The sequence below is a fragment of the Streptomyces sp. NPDC005863 genome (genome assembly GCF_042871345.1).
Taxonomy (GTDB): domain Bacteria; phylum Actinomycetota; class Actinomycetes; order Streptomycetales; family Streptomycetaceae; genus Streptomyces.
Map to the genome: position 1 here is coordinate 243,738 of NZ_JBIAII010000008.1, position 18,127 is coordinate 261,864.

21 protein-coding genes are annotated in these 18,127 nt (G+C 72.8%); 13 read left to right on the forward strand and 8 right to left on the reverse strand.

Features of this window, described 5'->3' with window-relative positions; translation table 11 throughout:
* Positions 1-3: 3 nt before the first annotated feature.
* Positions 4-1,296, reverse strand: coding sequence for a glycosyl hydrolase (locus tag ACFYO9_RS26975; RefSeq protein ID WP_358777240.1), 1,293 nt, complete (start codon positions 1,294-1,296; stop codon positions 4-6).
* A gap of 112 nt (positions 1,297-1,408) precedes the next feature.
* Between ACFYO9_RS26975 and ACFYO9_RS26980 the strand changes: the two genes are divergently transcribed.
* Both ACFYO9_RS26980 and ACFYO9_RS26985 read left to right on the forward strand, forming a co-directional pair.
* Positions 1,409-2,752 carry an ATP-grasp domain-containing protein gene (locus ACFYO9_RS26980; RefSeq protein ID WP_358777239.1) on the forward strand — a complete coding sequence of 448 codons (1,344 nt, stop codon included), beginning with the start codon at positions 1,409-1,411 and terminating at the stop codon, positions 2,750-2,752.
* On the forward strand, positions 2,745-4,013 hold the full coding sequence (locus ACFYO9_RS26985; protein WP_358777238.1) for an FAD-dependent oxidoreductase: 1,269 nt from the start codon (positions 2,745-2,747) through the stop codon (positions 4,011-4,013). Before ACFYO9_RS26980 ends, ACFYO9_RS26985 begins: the two co-directional genes overlap by 8 nt.
* 293 nt (positions 4,014-4,306) lie before the next feature.
* Here the strand turns inward: ACFYO9_RS26985 and ACFYO9_RS26990 are convergent, their stop codons facing one another.
* The 3 genes from ACFYO9_RS26990 to ACFYO9_RS27000 form a co-directional block, all read right to left on the reverse strand.
* Positions 4,307-5,659, reverse strand: a complete 1,353-nt coding sequence (locus tag ACFYO9_RS26990) for a chaplin family protein (protein ID WP_358777237.1) — start codon at positions 5,657-5,659, stop codon at positions 4,307-4,309.
* A gap of 120 nt (positions 5,660-5,779) precedes the next feature.
* Positions 5,780-5,971, reverse strand: a complete 192-nt coding sequence (locus ACFYO9_RS26995) for a chaplin (protein WP_355811368.1) — start codon at positions 5,969-5,971, stop codon at positions 5,780-5,782.
* A gap of 309 nt (positions 5,972-6,280) precedes the next feature.
* Positions 6,281-6,691, reverse strand: coding sequence for a rodlin (locus ACFYO9_RS27000; protein WP_355810772.1), 411 nt, complete (start codon positions 6,689-6,691; stop codon positions 6,281-6,283).
* Between the two features lie 198 nt (positions 6,692-6,889).
* Between ACFYO9_RS27000 and ACFYO9_RS27005 the strand changes: the two genes are divergently transcribed.
* The 5 genes from ACFYO9_RS27005 to ACFYO9_RS27025 all read left to right on the forward strand — a co-directional run bounded on the left by ACFYO9_RS27005 (position 6,890) and on the right by ACFYO9_RS27025 (position 10,167).
* On the forward strand, positions 6,890-7,324 hold the full coding sequence (locus tag ACFYO9_RS27005) for a hypothetical protein (RefSeq protein ID WP_358777236.1): 435 nt from the start codon (positions 6,890-6,892) through the stop codon (positions 7,322-7,324).
* A 76-nt stretch (positions 7,325-7,400) separates the two neighbouring features.
* Positions 7,401-7,811 carry a rodlin gene (locus tag ACFYO9_RS27010; protein ID WP_355810766.1) on the forward strand — a complete coding sequence of 137 codons (411 nt, stop codon included), beginning with the start codon at positions 7,401-7,403 and terminating at the stop codon, positions 7,809-7,811.
* Positions 7,812-8,408: 597 nt separating this feature from the next.
* Complete coding sequence (locus ACFYO9_RS27015; RefSeq protein WP_355810763.1) at positions 8,409-8,816, forward strand: rodlin; 408 nt, start codon at positions 8,409-8,411, stop codon at positions 8,814-8,816.
* Between the two features lie 339 nt (positions 8,817-9,155).
* Entirely contained in the window at positions 9,156-9,554 is a 399-nt protein-coding gene (locus ACFYO9_RS27020; RefSeq protein WP_358777235.1) for an ATP-binding protein, read from the forward strand.
* 118 nt (positions 9,555-9,672) lie between these two features.
* Positions 9,673-10,167 (forward strand): hypothetical protein, encoded by a 495-nt coding sequence (locus tag ACFYO9_RS27025; RefSeq protein WP_358777234.1) that lies wholly within the window; start codon positions 9,673-9,675, stop codon positions 10,165-10,167.
* A 35-nt stretch (positions 10,168-10,202) separates the two neighbouring features.
* Here the strand turns inward: ACFYO9_RS27025 and ACFYO9_RS27030 are convergent, their stop codons facing one another.
* The 3 genes from ACFYO9_RS27030 to ACFYO9_RS27040 are packed head-to-tail and all read right to left on the reverse strand — an operon-like array spanning position 10,203 to position 11,799.
* Positions 10,203-10,562 (reverse strand): Asp23/Gls24 family envelope stress response protein, encoded by a 360-nt coding sequence (locus ACFYO9_RS27030; protein WP_358709928.1) that lies wholly within the window; start codon positions 10,560-10,562, stop codon positions 10,203-10,205.
* Positions 10,559-11,284 carry an Asp23/Gls24 family envelope stress response protein gene (locus ACFYO9_RS27035; protein ID WP_358777233.1) on the reverse strand — a complete coding sequence of 242 codons (726 nt, stop codon included), beginning with the start codon at positions 11,282-11,284 and terminating at the stop codon, positions 10,559-10,561. Before ACFYO9_RS27035 ends, ACFYO9_RS27030 begins: the two co-directional genes overlap by 4 nt.
* A complete protein-coding gene (locus ACFYO9_RS27040) occupies positions 11,275-11,799 on the reverse strand; it encodes an RNA polymerase sigma factor (RefSeq protein WP_388666657.1) in 525 nt (174 codons plus the stop codon). Before ACFYO9_RS27040 ends, ACFYO9_RS27035 begins: the two co-directional genes overlap by 10 nt.
* A gap of 260 nt (positions 11,800-12,059) precedes the next feature.
* Between ACFYO9_RS27040 and ACFYO9_RS27045 the strand changes: the two genes are divergently transcribed.
* The 4 genes from ACFYO9_RS27045 to ACFYO9_RS27060 all read left to right on the forward strand — a co-directional run bounded on the left by ACFYO9_RS27045 (position 12,060) and on the right by ACFYO9_RS27060 (position 14,437).
* Positions 12,060-12,578: an Asp23/Gls24 family envelope stress response protein gene (locus tag ACFYO9_RS27045; protein WP_358709930.1), complete on the forward strand. Its 519-nt coding sequence runs from the start codon at positions 12,060-12,062 to the stop codon at positions 12,576-12,578.
* A 61-nt stretch (positions 12,579-12,639) separates the two neighbouring features.
* A complete protein-coding gene (locus tag ACFYO9_RS27050; RefSeq protein WP_355810746.1) occupies positions 12,640-12,825 on the forward strand; it encodes a hypothetical protein in 186 nt (61 codons plus the stop codon).
* Positions 12,822-13,880: a DUF6286 domain-containing protein gene (locus ACFYO9_RS27055; RefSeq protein WP_358777232.1), complete on the forward strand. Its 1,059-nt coding sequence runs from the start codon at positions 12,822-12,824 to the stop codon at positions 13,878-13,880. Before ACFYO9_RS27050 ends, ACFYO9_RS27055 begins: the two co-directional genes overlap by 4 nt.
* Positions 13,877-14,437 (forward strand): alkaline shock response membrane anchor protein AmaP, encoded by a 561-nt coding sequence (locus tag ACFYO9_RS27060; RefSeq protein WP_358777231.1) that lies wholly within the window; start codon positions 13,877-13,879, stop codon positions 14,435-14,437. Before ACFYO9_RS27055 ends, ACFYO9_RS27060 begins: the two co-directional genes overlap by 4 nt.
* On the opposite strand, the gene ACFYO9_RS27065 is transcribed toward ACFYO9_RS27060, so the two are convergent.
* A complete protein-coding gene (locus ACFYO9_RS27065) occupies positions 14,424-15,239 on the reverse strand; it encodes an RNA polymerase sigma factor SigF (protein ID WP_358709933.1) in 816 nt (271 codons plus the stop codon). The genes ACFYO9_RS27060 and ACFYO9_RS27065 overlap by 14 nt on opposite strands.
* Before the next feature lie 302 nt (positions 15,240-15,541).
* Here ACFYO9_RS27065 and ACFYO9_RS27070 point away from each other — a divergent pair, with 302 nt between their 5' ends.
* Positions 15,542-16,075 carry a hypothetical protein gene (locus ACFYO9_RS27070; protein ID WP_355810735.1) on the forward strand — a complete coding sequence of 178 codons (534 nt, stop codon included), beginning with the start codon at positions 15,542-15,544 and terminating at the stop codon, positions 16,073-16,075.
* 135 nt (positions 16,076-16,210) lie between these two features.
* Positions 16,211-18,031, forward strand: a complete 1,821-nt coding sequence (locus ACFYO9_RS27075) for a prolyl oligopeptidase family serine peptidase (RefSeq protein ID WP_358777230.1) — start codon at positions 16,211-16,213, stop codon at positions 18,029-18,031.
* The last annotated feature ends 96 nt before the right edge of the window (positions 18,032-18,127 follow it).

Consider the following 18,127-nt stretch of genomic DNA (forward strand, 5'->3'; position numbering starts at 1 on the left):
GCCTCAGGAGCGCCGCGGCGCCTTCCACCAGTCGAAGCGCAGACACAGCTTGCCGCCCATCCACTGCTCGACCCACGCGCCGAGGTCCACCGGCGAACAGCCCGGCGGCTTCCCGGGCGGCGTCGGCCCCGTCGGATCGGTCGGCAGCGCCTCACGGCCGGAGAGCAGCTCGCGGTAGACCTTCGAGGCGTCGGGGTTGCTCCGGCACTGCCACACGCCGTGCGGGCAGTAGTCGGTGAGGGTGTTGTACAGCGGCTTCTTCTCGTCGATCCACTTCAGCATGCGGCGCATGTACTGCTCGTTGTCGCCGTTGCGGAAGAGCCCCCACTCCGGGTACGAGACGGGCTTCTTGTGGGCCGCCGCGAAGTCGATGTGCTCCTGGAGGCCGTACGGCTCCTTGATCTGCTCGTCGAACGACATGCCGCGCGGCTGGTCGTAGGAGTCCATGCCAATGATGTCGACGACGTCGTCGCCGGGATAGCACTGGGTCCAGGGCACGGCGTCCCGCCCCCTGCTCGGCGTGAAGTCGAACCGGAACTTCTGCCCCGGCACCGAACGCATCGCGGTGACCGCTCTGTTCCAGTACTTCTTCCAGGACTCCGGGTCCGGGCCACAGCGATGGGTGTAGGTCGTGCCGTTCATCTCCCAGCCCAGCACGATCACCGTGTCCGGCACGCCCAGGTCCACCAGGCGCTTGCCGAGGGTGCGGAAGTGCTCGTCGAAGTCGCCGGCCGCACCCTGCCGCAGCAACCGGGTGACCTCGCCGTCACCGACGCCTTCCTCGTTGCGTTCGAGCATCGGGACGTTGAGGACGAAGAGCCGGTCGTCCTTGCCCTTGCGCCACTCGGCCCACTTCTCCAGGAAGTTCGGGGCGCCCTCGATGTTGCTCCAGCGATCTCCCGGGAGATAGGTGTGACCGACCCGCAGTTCGGCCCCGCCCAGCCAGCGGCTGAGCGCCTTCATGCGCTCGACGCCGCGCGGGCCGTAGTCGAGGTACGCGCCGAAGGCGGGCCCCTTCTGCGCGGCCGGCGGGCTCCCGGTGGGCGCGGCGGGGGCGGGCGGGACGGCTGGGGCCGCCGGGACCGGGGGGTCGGCCGATGCGGCGGGGACCGGGGCCTCGGCCGCGGGTGCCGGGGTGGCCGGAGCGGCGGGCACCGCGGGCGCCGGGCCCGGCGGGTCGGTGTCGCGCACGACACCCACCGTGTGTCCGGGCACGGATGCCAGGGCCACCGACGAGACGATCCCGGCAGCGATGAAGGCGACACGTTTACCGCGCTGACGACGCCGTGGGGACATATCTGCACCTCGTTTTCCGACCGCACTTCGCTGAACTTCACTGACACCTCGTCATATGTATTTCTATTGCGCCAATCGAGTTTCTAATCCTGCCTTTCCCCACATCGCCCGCATGGGTGACCGACCAGCGAGAGTGACATTGCAGCCCCCTCTGGACACCCGCATTCCTGCGGTCCTGTTGCGGATCGACAGGAATCCCTTTCACCACGGAACCCTCGGCGCCGTGCGCTCCCTCGGCCGCGCCGGCATCGAGGTCCACCTCGTCGCCGACGACCACGCGAGCCCCGTACGGCGCTCGCGGTACCTGCACCGGATGCACGCCCCACCCGCCCCGGGCGCCTCCCTCGCCGAGGTGGCCGCCGTGCTCCGCCGGGTCGCGCACCGCCTGGCCGGGCCCGCCGTCCTGATCCCCCTGGACGACGCGGGGGCCCTCGCGGTCGGTGCCCTGTACGGGGAGCTCTCCGACCGGTTCCTGCTGCCGCGGACGGCCGCGGGCGTGGCCGAACGCGTGGCCGACAAGGCGTCCCTGGCCGAGGTCTGCGCGCTGGCCGGCGTGGCCCATCCGACGACGCTGGCCCCGGAGTCCGCCGCGGAGGCCGCCGGCGCCGTGCACCGGCTCGGCTCCCCCACCGTGGCGAAGTGGAGCCGCCCCTGGCTGCTGCCCCGCGACACCGGGCTGCGCAGCACCACCGTCATCGGCTCCCCGCACGAGGCGGCCGCGCTGTTCGAACGCCGGGCCGAGGCCGGCAGCCCGCTGCTGCTCCAGGCGTTCGTGCCCGGGGCCCGCGGGGCCGACTGGTTCGTGCACGGCTGCGCGGGCCGGGACGGCGTCGTACGCGGTGGTGGTACGGGCCGCAAGCACCGCTCCTGGCCGCGCGCGGCGGGCCTGACGGTGAGCGGCGAGTGGTCCGCCGACCCCGCGCTGCGGGCCGCCGCCGCACAGGTGGTGTCGGCCCTGGAGTACCGCGGGATCTTCGACCTCGACTTCCGCAGGGACGCCACCACCGGCGACTACCACCTCATCGACTTCAACCCGCGCCCCGGCGCCCAGTTCCGGCTCTTCACCGACGGCGCGGGCACCGACGTCGTCCGCGCCCTGCACCTCGACCTGACCCACCGCCCCGTACCGCCCCCACAGCCGCTTCCCGGCCGCGCCTTCGTGGTCGAGAACTACGCCCCGCTGACCGCCCTGCGCCTGCTCTCCCTGCCCGTGCACCTGCCCGGACAGCGCACGCCCTCCCCCGCCGGCGAACTCGCCTGGCACGCCGGCGACGACCCCGCACCCGGCACGGCCCTGCGCCGGCAGTGGCGCCGCCACCTGGTGCGACGGCTGCGCGAAGGCCTCGGCCGCCGCGCCCGCACGATCCTGACGTCCCTGTCGAGCCGGGCGCGGGACCACGCGCCCGCCGTCCTGCCCGGCCAGGCCGGCAGAGAGCGAGCGGTCACCGATGCATGACCTGCTGATCGTCGGCGCGGGCCCCTACGGCCTGTCGATCGCCTCGCACGCCGCCGCGGCCGGCCTCGACGTACGGATCTTCGGCCGGACCATGGCGTCCTGGCGGGAGAACATGCCGCGCGGCATGTTCCTCAAGTCGGAGCCGTGGGCCTCCGACCTGTCGGACCCCGCGGGCCGCTACGGCCTCGCCGCCTTCTGCGCCCGCGAGGGCCTGCCCGCCGAACACGGCAGGCCGCTGCCCATCGAGCACTTCGCGTCCTACGGCCTGTGGTTCGCCGAGCGGGCCGCGCCCCCGGTCGACCAGCGCCTCATCGGCGGCGTCCGCCCCGCCCCCGGCGGTGGCTACGAGGCCAGGACCGAGGACGGCGAGGTCTGCCGCGCGCGAGCCGTGGCCCTCGCGGTGGGCGTGCTGCCCTTCACCGAAATCCCCGCGGCCGTACGGGGACTGGGCGACGCCCACGTGTCGCACAGCAGCCACCACGCCGACCTGCGGCGCTTCGCGGGACAGGACGTGACGGTGCTCGGCGCGGGCCAGGCGGCCCTGGAGACCGCGGCCCTGCTCGCCGAACAGGGCACCCGCGTCCGCGTCCTCGCCCGCTCCTCCCGCGTCAACTGGAACACCCTGCCCCCGCCCCTGCGGCGCCCCTGGCGGGAGTCGCTGCGCGCCCCGCACACCGGCCTCGGCTGCGGCTGGCGCAACACCTTCTACGCGCGCACCCCCGGCCTCTTCCGGCGGCTCCCCGAGCCGTCCCGCGCCCGGGCCGCCGCCGACGCGCTGGGCCCGGCCGGGGCGTGGTGGATCAGGGAACGCGTGGAACGCGCCGTCGACGTGCGCGTCGGCCACCACGTCGAGTCCGCCGAACCCATCGGCGGCCGCGTCCGGATCCGTGCCGCCACCTGCACCGGCGAGGAGCTCCGCTTCACGACGGACCACGTCATCGCCGCCACCGGCTTTCGCGCGAGCACCGACCGCCTCACCGTCCTCGCCCCCGAGCTCCACGCCCGCCTGCGCTCCCTCACCGACGGCACCCCGTACGTCGGCGACCGCTTCGAGACCTCGTGCCCCGGACTCTTCCTGGCCGGCCTGACGACCGCGTCGAGCTTCGGCCCCGCCATGCGCTTCGTGTACGGGGCGGCGTTCACCGCGGAGCGTCTGGTGCGGGGCGTGGAACGGCACGTACGGAGCGGTCGGCACGCCGCCTTTCCCGCGCAGTCCCAGCCGTGTGCCGAGCCGGTGTGGTCCGGCCGCTCTTCTGAGTGACAGGGCGGGCGAACGGGTGAACCGCACTTCCGCCGCGGGGCATCCGGTGGTGCACTGAAAACGCTTGATTGGGACAGCTCCCGGGTCGCTCCCCGACAGCCGCCGGCATCAATGCCGTGAGGGCGCGACACCACCGCAGGGCTGATCGCCACCTCCTTATGCGCCGGCAGGAAATCCGCTCCTCGGAGCATTCCTGTCGGCGCACTGCTGTGCCCGGAACGACGAATTCCCCGTAACCCACAGCGGGTTACGGGGAATTCGGCGCACGGATTCACGGATTCACGGGGTCACCGTCATCGCCGGGAACCGGTGAGTCCGCGACGGTAGAGGATCGCTCCGCCGAGCAGCAGTCCCATGCTGGCGGCGGCCCCGCCGAGCAGCGAGGAGTCCGCACCGGTCTCGGCCAGCTGCTCCTGCGCGCCGGCCACCTGGACCGGCCGGTCGGCGCGCGTGCCGTGCTGCATGTGGTGGGGCGCGGGGGCCGGCGCCCGGTGCGTGACGACCCGGTCGTCGCCCGGCGTCACGGGGCGGGGCACGGAGGGCATCGCCCGGGGCCGCGGGCCGGGGGCCTCCGGCGTGTGGGCGACGGGCGGCGCCGCGGTGTGGTGGCGCGGGGCGTCGTGGTGCCGCGGGGCGTGGTGGTGGCGCGGCTCCTCGTGGCGGGGGTGGCCCTGGTCCCCGCCCGGGCACTTGTTGCCCATGGCGGGCGACAGGAGCCCGATGACACCGGCGGTGTTGCCGCAGGCCTGGACCGGGACATCCGCGGGGGCCTTGGCGTTGTTGCCGCCCAGCACGCCCGGCGAGTTGGCGGAGTGGCCCTGCGCGGTGGAACCGCTCCCCGTGTGCTCGCCCCTGCCGTGCTCGCCCCTGCTGTGCTCGCTCCGGGTGTCGTCGCTGCCGTACCCCTCGTGCCGGGTCCGCTCCGGCGCCTTGTGGGGCGCGGGCGCGGCCTCGTGCTTCGGCTTCGGCGCGGCGTGCCGCGGCTCGTGCTTCTGCACGGGGTGCGCCGGCTCGTGCTTGGGCGCGGGCGCGGTGTGGCTCGGCTCGTGCCTGGGCTCGTGCTTCGGCTCGTGCTTGGGCTTCGGGGCGGCGTGCCGCGGCTCGTGCTTGTGCACCGGGTGGGCCGGCTCGTGGCGCGGCTCGTGGTGCTGCGCCGCGGGACGGTGCTCGTGCTTCGGCGCGGGGTGGCTCGCCTCGTGCTTGGGCTCGTGCTTCGGCTCGTGCTTCGGCTTCGGCGCCGCGTGGCTCGGCTCGTGCTCGCGCACGGGGTGAGCCTGCTCGTGGCGCGGCTCGTGGTGCTGCGCCGCGGGACGGTGCTCGTGGTGGTGCGCGGCGGGCGCGGGGTGGCTCTGCGGAGCGTGGGCCTGCGGCGCCGGGGCCGGCGGGGCGGGGCTCGGCATGGCCGGGGGGGAGTAGGCGGAGCGGGCGTAGTACGAGGCGCACGAGTTGCCGAACGCCGGATTGAGTCCCGCGGCGGCGTCGACCGAGTTGCCGCACGCGTTCACCGGTACGTCGACCGGGGCCGACACGCTGTTGCCCGACAAGAAGCCTGGCGAGTCCAACGCCTGCCCGTTCGCTTCGGAAGCGGCGAACGCGTGGGTGCCGGACAGGGACAGGATGCTCGTGGCGGCCGCGGCGGAGAGCATTCCTTTGCTGAGGGCCTGTCGCAATCTAGTGGTCTTTCTCTGTCCGATGGGGAGCCGGCCCTGGCCCCGGGAGGGATGCCAGGGCCGGCTGGGCACAGCAGAAGCAGCTGGGCCGTTACGTCAGTCGTTGGCGCACTGGTTGCCGAACGCCGGGTTCAGCAGACCGATGACGTCGACGGTGTTGCCGCACACGTTGACGGGAACGTGGACGGGAACCTGCACGACGTTGCCGGAGAGAACGCCCGGGGAACCGACGGCCGCGCCCTCGGCACCGGCGTCGGCGAACGCCGGGGCGCCCAGGCCCAGCGCCATGACGGCACCGGCGATGATCGTTGCGCTCTTCTTGAGCTTCACAGCTTTTCCCTTCTTTCGGGTCACGTCTAAACGCCGGCCGAGACCGGGCGGGCAGTTCCTGTTCCCGCACCGTGACCTGAGCTCTACTTAACGAGCGATAGGGGCAGAAGAAACCGCGAAGTTGACACCCCTCGGAAGTTCACTCGAATGCGACCCCTACCGAATTGCCCCCGCATGAAGGCATGTTGCGCCCCGACATGAGAAAGCCCGGGCCACCCGCGGAGGAAGGAGAACGGGCGGCCCGAGCTGACTCGGCAGTGCGGCAGATCAGCCGTTGTTCACGCCGTTGCCGGAGAGCGCCGGAATGTCGCTCAGGATGTGCGACAGCGGCTCGTCGCCCTTGGCCTGCGTCGAGTTCTCGGTGCACTGCTGGTTCTGCGGCGCCGACAGGATCGGGATGTCCTGGACGGCGATCGGCACCAGGCCGACGAGGGCGCCGACGTTGGCCTTGACCGGGAGGCCGATGCAGGGCTTGTTGAGCGAGCCCTGGACCGCCGTCAGCTGCGGGCTCATGTTGCCCTTGATGGCGGAGTTGCCGAACGACTGCTTGGCGCCGTTGCCGCTCAGCGACTGGGTGCCGCCGTCGTCACCGATGGCCATCGCGGCAGGCGAAGCGGCAGCAGAAATACCAACGACGGAGACGGCGACCGCGGCCGCTGCCATTGCCTTCTTGAGCATTTGATGTTCCTTTTCTGGCGGACGCTCAGGTTACTGCGAGCTGTTCAACTCGCCCTGCCACGTTTGGTTCCGGTCGTTCACTCCATCGGATCTTTCCGTTGTCGCCGTGCTGCCGGGGCGTACGCCGCGCGTCTCACCCCCGTTCGGCATGAAGGTCGGATTATCCTCAGATCATCCGGCCGGTCCTGGAAGGAATTCATGAAACGTGTGAAATGCAAGCCCGCCGATTCCCGTTCCCTTTCCTCGGCGCCGTGGAGCGACCGGGAACTGCGGCTGGTGGCACGCCTGGCGACGGTGCACCAGGAGCTCGCGCGGGTGCGCCGGGAGCGTGCGGCGCTCGTCTCCTACGTATGGCGGCTGCACGGCGGGAGCCTCGGGGCCCCGGACCCGGCCGGCGGGCGCGCGGTCCAGGTCGACACGGCGGCCGGCAGCCTGTCGTGGCGCATCGACGCCGAGGACACGGACCTCCTCGCGGAGTCCGGCGGGCGGGCGCCGGGGCCCGCCGCGACGACGGCCGAGACGCTGACCCGGCTGTCCTTCCTTCATCTGCACCGCAGGGCCAACCGCCCGACTCGATATACCCGGAACACACGGACGGCGGGTGCCGCGCTTGGCAATGGGCCATCGGAGTGAACTCCAGCAACTACTCACCGCCGCGGCAGTTGCTCAGGTTGCTCCTTGGACGGGGCTCACTCAGAAGGGAAAACCTGTGCTGAAGAAGGTTATGACCGCTGCCGCGGTCACGGCTTCCGTCGTCGGCATGTCGGCTGCCGCGGCCCCCACGGCGCTCGCCATCGGCAACGACGGTGGCACCGAGACCATGAGCGGCAACAACGCCATGCAGTCGTTCGGCAACTCCGCCACGTACGGAAACATGAGCCCGCAGATGGCGCTCATCCAGGGTTCGCTCAACAAGCCCTGCATCGGCCTGCCCGCGAAGGCCAACGTCGGCTCCCTCGTCGGCCTGGTGCCGATCGCCGTCCAGGACATCCCGATCCTGTCGGCGCCGCAGAACCAGCAGTGCACCGAGAACTCGACGCAGGCCAAGGGCGACGAGCCGCTGTCGCACATCCTGAGCGACCTGCCGGTCCTTTCCGGCAACGGTGTGAACAACCACTGATTCCTCAACACCGTTCAGCGGGCCGCCATTTGCACGATGGCGGCCCGCTGCGCTGTTTCCACTGTGCTGTTTCCCCTGTGCTGTTACCCCTGTGCTGTTTCCGCGGGGCCGCGCGGGCGGTCAGTAACGCGGCCACGGATCGCGGTCGACCAGGCTCGTCCATTCGGGATCGGGGCGCCCGGGAAGGGTCTTTCCCTGCTCCCGCCAGTTCCTGATCAGGGATTCATAGATGGGATCCGTACGGCTCTCCGGGGATTGTCTGCTCACCGGAATGACGCCCAGCCGCTTCCAGGACCCTGCGCGGTCAGCCATATGTCCTCGTCACGACTGTTCAACGCGGCGAGGGCCCCGGCGGCATGGAGAATCGTCCGAACGACGGACCCGGCGCGTTCAACCGCCTGCACTGCCGTTCGGAATGGCCCATATGCCGTTCCCCGTACGGGAGTTCGTGGAAATTCGGCACGCGAGATCATCCGCCCTGGCGTTCAGCACATTAATGCTCTGAACGGGTCACTGGCCGCAACCGCTGCCCCCTCAGTCAGTTGATCGTCATGCGGCTCCGATGCGGAGCCTCTCTTCGAAGGGAACATCAACACCATGAAGAAGCTGTTCGCGACGGCCGCCCTCGCCGCTTCCGTCGCCGGCATGTCCGCCGCCACCGCCCCGCAGGCCCTCGCCATCGGCGACGACCAGGGCACCACCTCGGTCAGCGGCAACGGCGCCGAGCAGACCTTTGGCAACTCCTCCACGCACGGCAACATGAGCCCCCAGATGTCCCTGGTCCAGGGCTCGCTCAACAAGCCCTGCATCGGCCTCCCGGCCAAGGTCAACGCCGGTTCCCTCGTCGGCCTGGTGCCGATCGCGGTCCAGGACATCAACGTCCTCTCCGCCCCGCAGAACCAGCAGTGCACCGAGAACTCCACCCAGGCCAAGGGCGACGAGCCGCTGTCGCACATCCTGGAGGACATCCCGCTGCTCTCGGGCAACGGCACCGCCAACCACTGATCCGCACGCACCCCGCCGTGGCCGGGGGGCGTCGCCGGGGAAGGCCCGCAGCACATCGTTGACGGCGCCTTCCCCGCCCCCCCCGGCAGCGTCACCCGCCCGCCGCGTTCGGCGGGCACCCCCGGTCGTCTGACGGACCTCTCGGCGTGGTGGGCGTTCGTACGCCGGAACCACGATCACCACCACTTCGGCTCGTGCGACGGCCGCCACGGATGACCGTGGCGGCCCTTGTGCATTTCCTACCTATTCGGGCGAATGGCTCGTACGACGCGTGTGCTCGCACCGTCCCGGGGCAACCGGAAGAGACGAGCCCCACGAGATCGGTGGATGTGATGCGCTGTGACCACTGTCAGCAGGCCGGACGCCGCACTCCTCACCTGCCCCCAGAGCCCGGCCGCGGCCCGGGACGCCGTACGCGCGGTCCTGCGCGAGGGGGACGAGCCCGTCGATGAGATGGCCTTCACCGACGCCGTCCTGGTCACCTCGGAACTGGTCACCAACGCGATCCGGCACGCCGGCGGCCTGCGCGGCTTCACGTGCCGCGTGCGCTCCGGGCACGTCGAGATCGCCGTCGAGGACGGCAGCGACGAGATGCCGGTGACCCGCCCCCGCCCCGCCCTCCTCATGAGCGGCGGCCACGGATGGCCCACCGTCCGCCGGCTCGCCGACGACGTGCGCGTGACGCACCTTCCCGGCGGCGGCAAACGCATCGTCGCCCGTGTCCCGCTGACGGCCTAGGAAGCCGCCCGTCCGGCGCACGGCACCGTGTGGCTACCGGGAAGCCCGGGGGCGGCGGGGTTCCATGGGGTGGCCATGTCTCCCCCCGGAAGGGCCGGTCCCCGCGGTGCAGCGAAGCGTGAAGACAATCCTCGTGACGACGGTGGCCGCACTGACGGCCCTGGCGCCCGGTGCGGCGAGCGCGGCCCCGCGGCACGCGCTCACTCTCGACACCACGGCCCGCACCAGCGCGGACGGCTCGCGTGCGGTCCTCTCGGGCACATACACGTGCGAGGGGTTCACCGGCTCCGTACGGCTGCGGATCGCGCTGCGGACGCAGCAGACGCGGCCGCTCACGGCGGCCGAGACCGAGACGGTGAAGAACCTCTACCAGTGGCTGGGCATCCCCGGCACGCCCGTCCCGAAGACGTCCACGGCGAACACCGCCATCCAGCACACGTTCTCCGCGTCCTGCGACGGCAGCGCCACCGCCCACCCGTGGGAGCGCGGGTTCTCCGGGGCCGGCCCGAAGGGCACCAAGGCCTCGGTCACCGTGACGATGCTGGACATGAACGCCCGTACGCCCGAGGAGAATCCGCTCGCCCGCACCTCGGCCGACGTGACCTTCGCCTGAGCGTACGAGCCGTACGAGCCGTACGACCCCTACGGTTACACGCGGCCGGTCACCGTCACCGAGACCCGCGGGGGTTCGCCGTCGCCGGTCGGCCCGAGGAGGGCCTCGGTCACCGCGGCGCGCACCGCGCGGGTGACGTCCAGGGCGCGGTGGCCCCGGCGCAGGACCACGCGGATGTCGGCGTTCCAGGGTTCGCCGCCACCGCCCGTGACCCGTACGCCCGAGGAGCGGGACGAGGTGCCGAGGGCGGCCGCGGCCCCCGCCGTCCTGGTCAGCGGGTTGGACGCGCGCAGGAGTTCGGCCACGCCCGGGCGCAGGAAGGCGACGCCCGGGGTGCCGAGTACCGCTTCCCGTACGGCCTCGGTCAGCGCGGCGGAGGGGGGTCGTCCGGTCACGGCTGCCGCCTCTCCACGCCGTCGCGCGTGGCGTCGGGATCATGGGGGTCGTCGGGGTCGTCTGTGTCGTCTGTGTCGTCTGTGTCGTCTGTGTCGTCTGTGTCGTCTGTGAGATCGGCGATCGTCACGTCGACGGTCGCGACGCGCATCCCGAGCTCCTCGTCCACCGCCGCCAGGACCCGGTCGCGGACCTGCTCCGCGACCTCCTGGAGGTTCCAGGTGAGGGCCACGGCCACGGAGATCCGTACACGCACCGGCTCGCGCGAGCGGCGCGCGGGGCCGAGGAGCGCCCGGTCCTCACCGGTGAGCGGCTCGATGCGGCAGCTGCCCGCCCGTACACCCGGCAGGGTCTCCGCGGCGGCGCGGACGGTACGGGCCGCCGCGGCCTCCACGATCCACGCGTCCTCCGCCCGCTCGCCCAGCGGCAGGGTGCGGCCCGGCCGCAGTTCGAGGCGCACCACGTCCATGACGCGGCCGACCAGCGCGGCGGCGTCGGGCTCCGGCTCCCCCGGGTCGCTCTCGCGGGCGGCCGAGACGACGTCCTCCAGGCGCCGCAGCGTGTTCAGCGCCTCGGCGCAGTGCGGGCAGGTCTCGGCGTGCGGGTCGGGCTCGCCGTTCTCCGCGCGCTCCCAGACGCTCCACACGTCCCGGCCGCAGGGCAGCAGCTCGTTCGGTTCGTCCGTCATCTCCCGGTCCGGCCCGTGCTCCTCGTTCACCGCCATGCGGCCATCGCCTCCGTGAGATAGCGCCGCGCCCTGAAGACGCGGCCCCGTACCGCCTCCGGACTGATGCCGACCGTCTCGGCGATGGTTTCGTAGGCGAGGCCGTTCAGCTCGCGCAGCACCCAGCACACGCGCTGTTCGGGGGAGAGGCCCTCCATCGCCCGGCCGAGGTCCGCCACGGCGGCGTGCGACTCGGCCACCCGGGAGGGCGACGCCTCGTGCTCGGGGGCCTGCGGCTCGGGCACCTCGCCCAGGTCCACGGAGGGGCGGCGGGCCCGCAGCAGGTTGAGGCACCGGTTGGTGACGATGCGGTGCATCCACGTGCCGAACTGCGCGTCCTTGCGGAACTCGGGCAGCTTGCGCCAGGCGCTCACGAAGGACTCCTGCACGGCGTCCTCGGCCTCCGTGCGGCTGCCGAGGAGGCGGGTCGCGAGCCGCAGCAGGGCGGGCACATGGCGGCGCACGAGCTCCTCGAAGGCCTCTTCGTCGCCCTCCGAGGCCCGTACGGCCAGCAGTCTGTCCTCGCGTCGTGAGGAATCGTCCGCTTCCTCCCGCTCGCCGTCCCGGTCCCCCGGCACACGCGGCTCCTCTCCGTTGCGGCACTCAGGTCGTACTCCTACGACACTGCGGCGTCCTGCCGTGTTACGCGACGCGGGCGGGCGATCCGGAGGAGAAATCCGGCCGACCCGCGTAACGAACGGCATCCGTGTGTGTCAGACAGGAGCTGGGCCGGGCACCCGGCCCCCGAAGGTTTCCACGACGAGGAGATGGCTTCATGGCGACTCAGGACATCACTTCGAAGACGGCCACGTCCGGCGGCGAGGGGACGGGCTTCCCCGGCGCCACCCAGACCGTGCCGGGCAGCACCACCGTGACGGGCCGCACCGGCGCCGCCGAGCCGGCCGCGACCCGCGGCAAGACCTCCATCGCCGACGTCGTGGTGGTGAAGATAGCCGGGATGGCCGCGCGCGAGATCCCCGGCGTCTTCGACATGGGCGGCGGCCTCTCCCGCACCCTCGGCGCCGTCCGCGACCGCGTCCCCGGCGGCCGCCCCAACGTCGGACGCGGCGTGAAGGTCGAGGTCGGCGAGCGGCAGACGGCCATCGACCTGGACATCGTCGTCGAGTACGGCGTGCCCATCACCGACGTCGCCCACGACGTGCGCGAGAACGTCATCGCCGCGGTGGAGCGCATCACGGGCCTGGAGGTCGTCGAGGTCAACGTCGCGGTCAACGACGTGCGCCTGCCCGACGACGACGGCGCGGACTCTTCCGGCGAGACACGCGTGGAGTAGGCATTCCACGTCCGGCCCGGGGTACGGCAGCGATGTCTTCTTCTGTGGTGAGGGGTGAGTGGTGAGCACAGCTCTGGTGGGCATGGTGGCCGGGATGGCCCTGGGATTCGCGGGGTGGTTCGGCGGCTTCGGTGCCTTCCTCCTGGTCGCCGCGCTGGGCGCGGTCGGCTTCCTGGTGGGGCGCCTCGTGGACGACGGCACGGACATACGGGGCTTCCTCGGCGGGCGTGACCGGGGGCGGCGATGAGCACCCCGGCCGGGGAGCGCGGCTCGACGACCGTCGCCGACCGCGCGGTGCGCCGCATCGCGGAACAGGCCGCCACGGAGGCGCTCGCCCCCGACGAGGTGCGGGCCACCCGCGGTGCGGCGTCGGTGCGCGGACGCCGGGCGCGGGTCGCCGTCACCGTGACGCTGCCGTACCCCGAGGTCCTCGACGACGCGGGGGAACGCGTGCGGTCGCACGTCGCCGACCGCACGCACCGGCTCACCGGACTCGCGGTGCCCTCGACGCGGATACGGGTGGGCGGGCTGCGGGTGCGGGGCGCGCGGGACGCGGAGCCCGCCTCGGGTGGGCGGGCGGTCGAGGCGGCGGAGGACGCTCCGGGGGCGGAGGCGGGCGGGCGCCGGGTGCGGCGACCGTGGGGGCGACGGCGGCTCCCGGTCGGGGTTCTGGCGCTGCTCGGCGCGCTGGTCTGCGGGGTCCTTCTGTACGACGTCCTCGCCGTGCACGCCGCGGGGCGGCCGCCCGCGCGGTGGCGGGTGGACCTGCTGCGGTGGCTCACCACGCACGGCCCGGACAGCAGCGCCTGGCCGGGCCTCGTGGCCGCGCTCGCCGTGCTCGCGCTCGGCGTGTGGCTGCTGGTGCTCGCCGTCACGCCGGGGCTGCGCGGGCGGCTCCCGATGCGGGAGCCCCTGCCGGAGCTCCGCGCGACCCTGGACCGGCGCGCGGCGGCCGCGCTGTTGCGGGACGCGGTGTCGGAGGTGTCCGGGGTCGGCCGGGTGCGGGTGTCGGTCGGCCGCCGGGTCGTCCGCGTGCGCGCCGGGCTCACTTTCGGCCAACTGGACGTGGCGCGGCGGGCGGTGCGGGACGTGGTGGAACGGACGGTGACGTCCTGGGGCACGGCACGACAGCCACGGCTGCGGGTACGGGTGGATACGGAGCCGGTGTGGCGGGACGTGGTGGGGGTGGATACGGGTGCGGGGGTGGCTCCTGTGGGCGGAGGGGCGGCCCCTGCGGCGCCCGTAGGGTCTGCGGCGTCCGTGACCGGTGACCGTTCCGGGCAAGGCGGCGGTGGTCGATGAGCCGGATGCGTGGTGGGGTCAACCGCACCGCCCTGGTCTGCGCGGCGGCGGCGCTGATCGGTGCGGGGGCCGGCCTCGCGTCCGCGACCGACCCCGTACGGGACCGGCTGCCGGCCGGCTCGCCGCGGCTCGGCGCCGACCGGGTGTGGCTCGACGCGGACGACCTGAGCCGTTGGCGCGGCCACGACGGGTGGACGGCGCTGGTCGTCGCCGCGCTCTCCGTCGGCGTACTCCTGTTCCTCGGCTGGGCCCTCGCGCAGCTCCGCGACGGACGGCTGCGGGAACTGCCCCTCGGCCACCCCGACATCACCCTCTCCGGGCCCGCGCTCGCCGCGGCGATGACCGAACGGGCCCGCGCGGTCCAGGGCGTCACCCACGCGCGCGTACGCCTGCGCGGAAGCCGGCGGGGGCTGCGCGCCCGGATCACGGTCGTGCTGCGGGCGGACAGCGCCCCGGAGGACGTACTGCGCCGGCTGGCCCGGGAGACGGTGGCCGAGGCGCGCGCCGCGGTCGCTCCCCGGCCGCTGCGCGTCGACGTACGGCTCAGGTCTCGGTGAGCATGCCCGAGCGCAGCTTGGCGAGGGTGCGCGTGAGCAGGCGCGAGACGTGCATCTGGGAGATGCCGAGCACCTCGCCGATCTGCGCCTGGGTCATCTCGCGGCCGAAGCGCATCTCGATGATGTGGCGCTCGCGCTCGTCCAGTTGCTCGATGAGGGGCGCCAGGGTGTGCAGCTCCTCGAAGAGGTCGAGCGCGGGGTCGTCCTCGCCGAGGACGTCGGCGTAGTCCCGTCCCTGGGTGCCGTCGTCCTGGCCGACGGGCACGTCGATGGAGCCCGCCGTATAGCCGTTCGAAGCGACGAGGCCGTCGTTGACCTCGCGCTCGGTGAGGTCGAGGTACTCGGCGAGCTCGCGCACGGTGGGCTCGCGGTCCAGCTCGCCGCCGAGCTGCTCCTTGGCCTTGGCCAGGTCGACCCGGAGCTCCTGGAGGCGGCGCGGCACGTGCACGGCCCAGGTGGTGTCGCGGAAGAACCGCTTGATCTCGCCGGTGATGTAGGGCAGCGCGAAGGTGCTGAACGCGACGTCACGGGAGAGCTCGAAGCGGTCGATGGCCTTTATCAGGCCGATCGTGCCGACCTGCACGATGTCGTCGGAGTCCGTGCTGCCGCCGCGGAACCGCGCGGCCGCGAACTGCACGAGCGACAGGTTCATCTCGATCAGGGTGTTGCGCGCGTACTGGTACTCGTGGGTGCCCTCTTCGAGGGTCTGGAGCCGGTCGAAGAAGATCTTCGACAGGGCGCGCGCGTCCTGCGGCGCGACCTTGCCCGCGTCTTCGACCCACGGCAGTTCGCTGCCGGACATCTCTTCCCGGGAGCCCGCGGGGCGCGCTGCCTCATGCGTAGACGCTGCAGTCAACTGTGTAGGCGGCCTCACAAGTTCACCTTCGGTCGGGGACATCGAACGGGGACGACAACTGCCGCCTGCCCATTTCCGCCCAGGTTAAGCGCCTCGCGGACGAGGGAGTTCACCGACCCGGCCTCCGCGGCGGCCTCCGGCCCGGCTTCCGGCCCGCCGCCCCGTTCCGCTCGCCGTTCCGTGCTGTCACCATGCGGAGTCCAGGGTGCGGGGGGTACGCCCTCGGCGGGGCGGACGGGGAGGCGCAGATGCCAGAGGTGTTCCTGCGACGGCTGAGCCGTTGGCAGGCGGAGCAGCAGCGTGAGGCCGTGGCCGATCTCTACGTAGAGGCCTTCCGGGGCTCGGGCGGGGCCGGGCAGGGCAGTCGGCAGGACTTCCTGCGGCGGTTCGAACATGACGTGCAGCAGACCGACTTCGACATGGTGGTGGCCGACGCGGGGGGCCTCGTCGGCTGCCTCTACGGCTACCGCGCCGAGCGCAGCGGCGAGTGGTGGGAGGGGTTCCGGGGCGTCCTGCCCGCGGAGGTCGCGGAACAGACCGCGTCGGGGCGGGTGTTCCGGCTCGGCGAGCTGATGGTGGCGCCCGCCGGGCGCAGGACGGGGGTGGCCTCCCGGCTGCGGACGCTGCTTCTGACCCGGCACACGTCCGAGGTCGTCGTGACCGTCATCAAGCGGGACGACGACGTGGGCCGTGAGGTGCTGCGGGCGTGGGACTGGCGGGAGCTGGGCGAGTTCGCGCCGGAGCGAGAGGGCTGGCTGCGGCCGCCGTCGCCGCTGCCGTGAGGGTGGGGGGTGCGGGGCGCACGTACGCGGTTCGTAAGCGGTTCGTACGCGGGCCGTACGCGGGGGCCGGAAAGTTATCCACAGGCTGGGGACTCCCGTCGGCGGTTTGTCGGCGGGGCCGTGCACTATGGGGGCATGAGCGATACGGGTGCCGAGAAGGCGACAGGGTCGACGTCCATGCCGGACTGGGAGAAGCGGTTCAGGGCGCCGAGGGTGTCGCTGCCGGACTGGGCGGAGGACGCCCCGCAGCGCTCCCTGTTCGTGTCGAACGCGACGGGGACGTACGAGTTGTACGCGTGGGACCGGGCCACCGGCGCCCAGCGCCAGGTGACCGACCGGCCGAACGGCACGACGGACGGCGTCCTGTCGCCGGACGGCGAGTGGATCTGGTGGTTCAACGACAAGGACGGCGACGAGTTCGGCGTGTGGATGCGCCAGCCCTTCGGCGGCGGACCCGACGAGCCCGCGGTGCCGGGCCTGGAGGCCTCGTACCCCGCGGGGCTCGCCCTCGGCAGGGACGGCGGGACGGTGATCGTCGGCCGCTCGACGGACGAGGAGGGCTCGACGATCCATGTCGTACGTCCCGGCGCCCCCGCCCCCGTGGAGGTGTACCGCCACCGTGAGTCGGCCGGCGTCGGCGACCTCTCGCACGACGGCGCGCTGATCGCCGTCGAGCACACGGAGCACGGCGACGCGATGCACTCCGCGCTGCGGGTGATCCGCGCGGACGGCTCGACCGTCGCCGAGCTGGACGACACCAAGGGCGGCACGGTCGAGCTCGGCCTGGAGGTCCTCGGCTTCGCGCCGGTCGACGGCGACACGCGCCTGCTGATCGGGCACCAGCGGCGGGGCCGCTGGGAGCCGATGGTGTGGGACGTGGCGAGCGGCGAGGAGAGCGACCTCGCGCTCGGCCTGCCGGGCGACGTGAGCGCCGAGTGGTACCCCGACGGCTCGGCCCTGCTGATCGCGCACGGCTTCGAGGCGCGCGGCGAACTGTTCCGCTACGACCTCGCCTCGCGCGACCTGGTCCGCATCGAGACGCCCGCGGGATCGGTGTCGGGCGCGACGGCCCGCCCCGACGGCACCGTGGAGTACATGTGGTCCTCCGCCGCCGAGCCGCCGGTGGTCCGCTCCACGTCGGGCGACGTGGTCCTGGACCCGCCCGGCATGAAGGCGCCGAAGTCCGTCCCCGTGGAGGACGTGTGGGTGGAGGGCCCCGGCGGCCGCATCCACGCGCTCGTGCAGCGCCCCGCGGGCTCCTCGGGTCCGCTCCCCACCGTCTTCGAGGTGCACGGCGGCCCCACCTGGCACGACAGCGACTCCTTCGCGGCGGGCCCGGCGGCCTGGATCGACCACGGGTACGCGGTGGTACGGGTGAACTACCGCGGCTCGACCGGGTACGGCCGGGAGTGGACGGACGCGCTCAAGCACCGCGTCGGCCTCATCGAGCTCGAGGACATCGCGGCGGTCCGGGAGTGGGCGGTGACGTCGGGCCTCGCGGACCCCGACCGCCTGGTCCTCTCGGGCGGCTCCTGGGGCGGCTACCTCACCCTGCTCGGCCTCGGCACGCAGCCGGACGCCTGGGCGGTGGGCCTGGCGGCGGTGCCCGTCGCGGACTACGTGACGGCGTACCACGACGAGATGGAGGCGCTGAAGGCGATGGACCGCACGTTGCTCGGCGGCACGCCCGAGGAGGTCCCGGAACGGTTCCGGGCGTCGTCCCCACTGACGTACGTGGACGAGGTGAAGGCCCCCGTCTACATCTCGGCGGGCGTCAACGACCCCCGCTGCCCGATCCGCCAGATCGACAACTACGTGGACCGCCTGACGGCACGGGGCGCGACCCACGAGGTCTACCGCTACGACGCGGGCCACGGGTCACTGGTCGTGGACGAGCGGATCAAGCAGGTGCGGTTGGAGTTGGACTTTGCGGGGCGCCATGTGCGGGGGGCTTGAACGGGGCCTGTGCCTGGCGGCGGCTTAGGGGTGACGTCCCCTTGCGGGGGGCTGAGGGGTGACGTCCCCTGCGGGGGGCTAGTCGCCTGCGGCGGG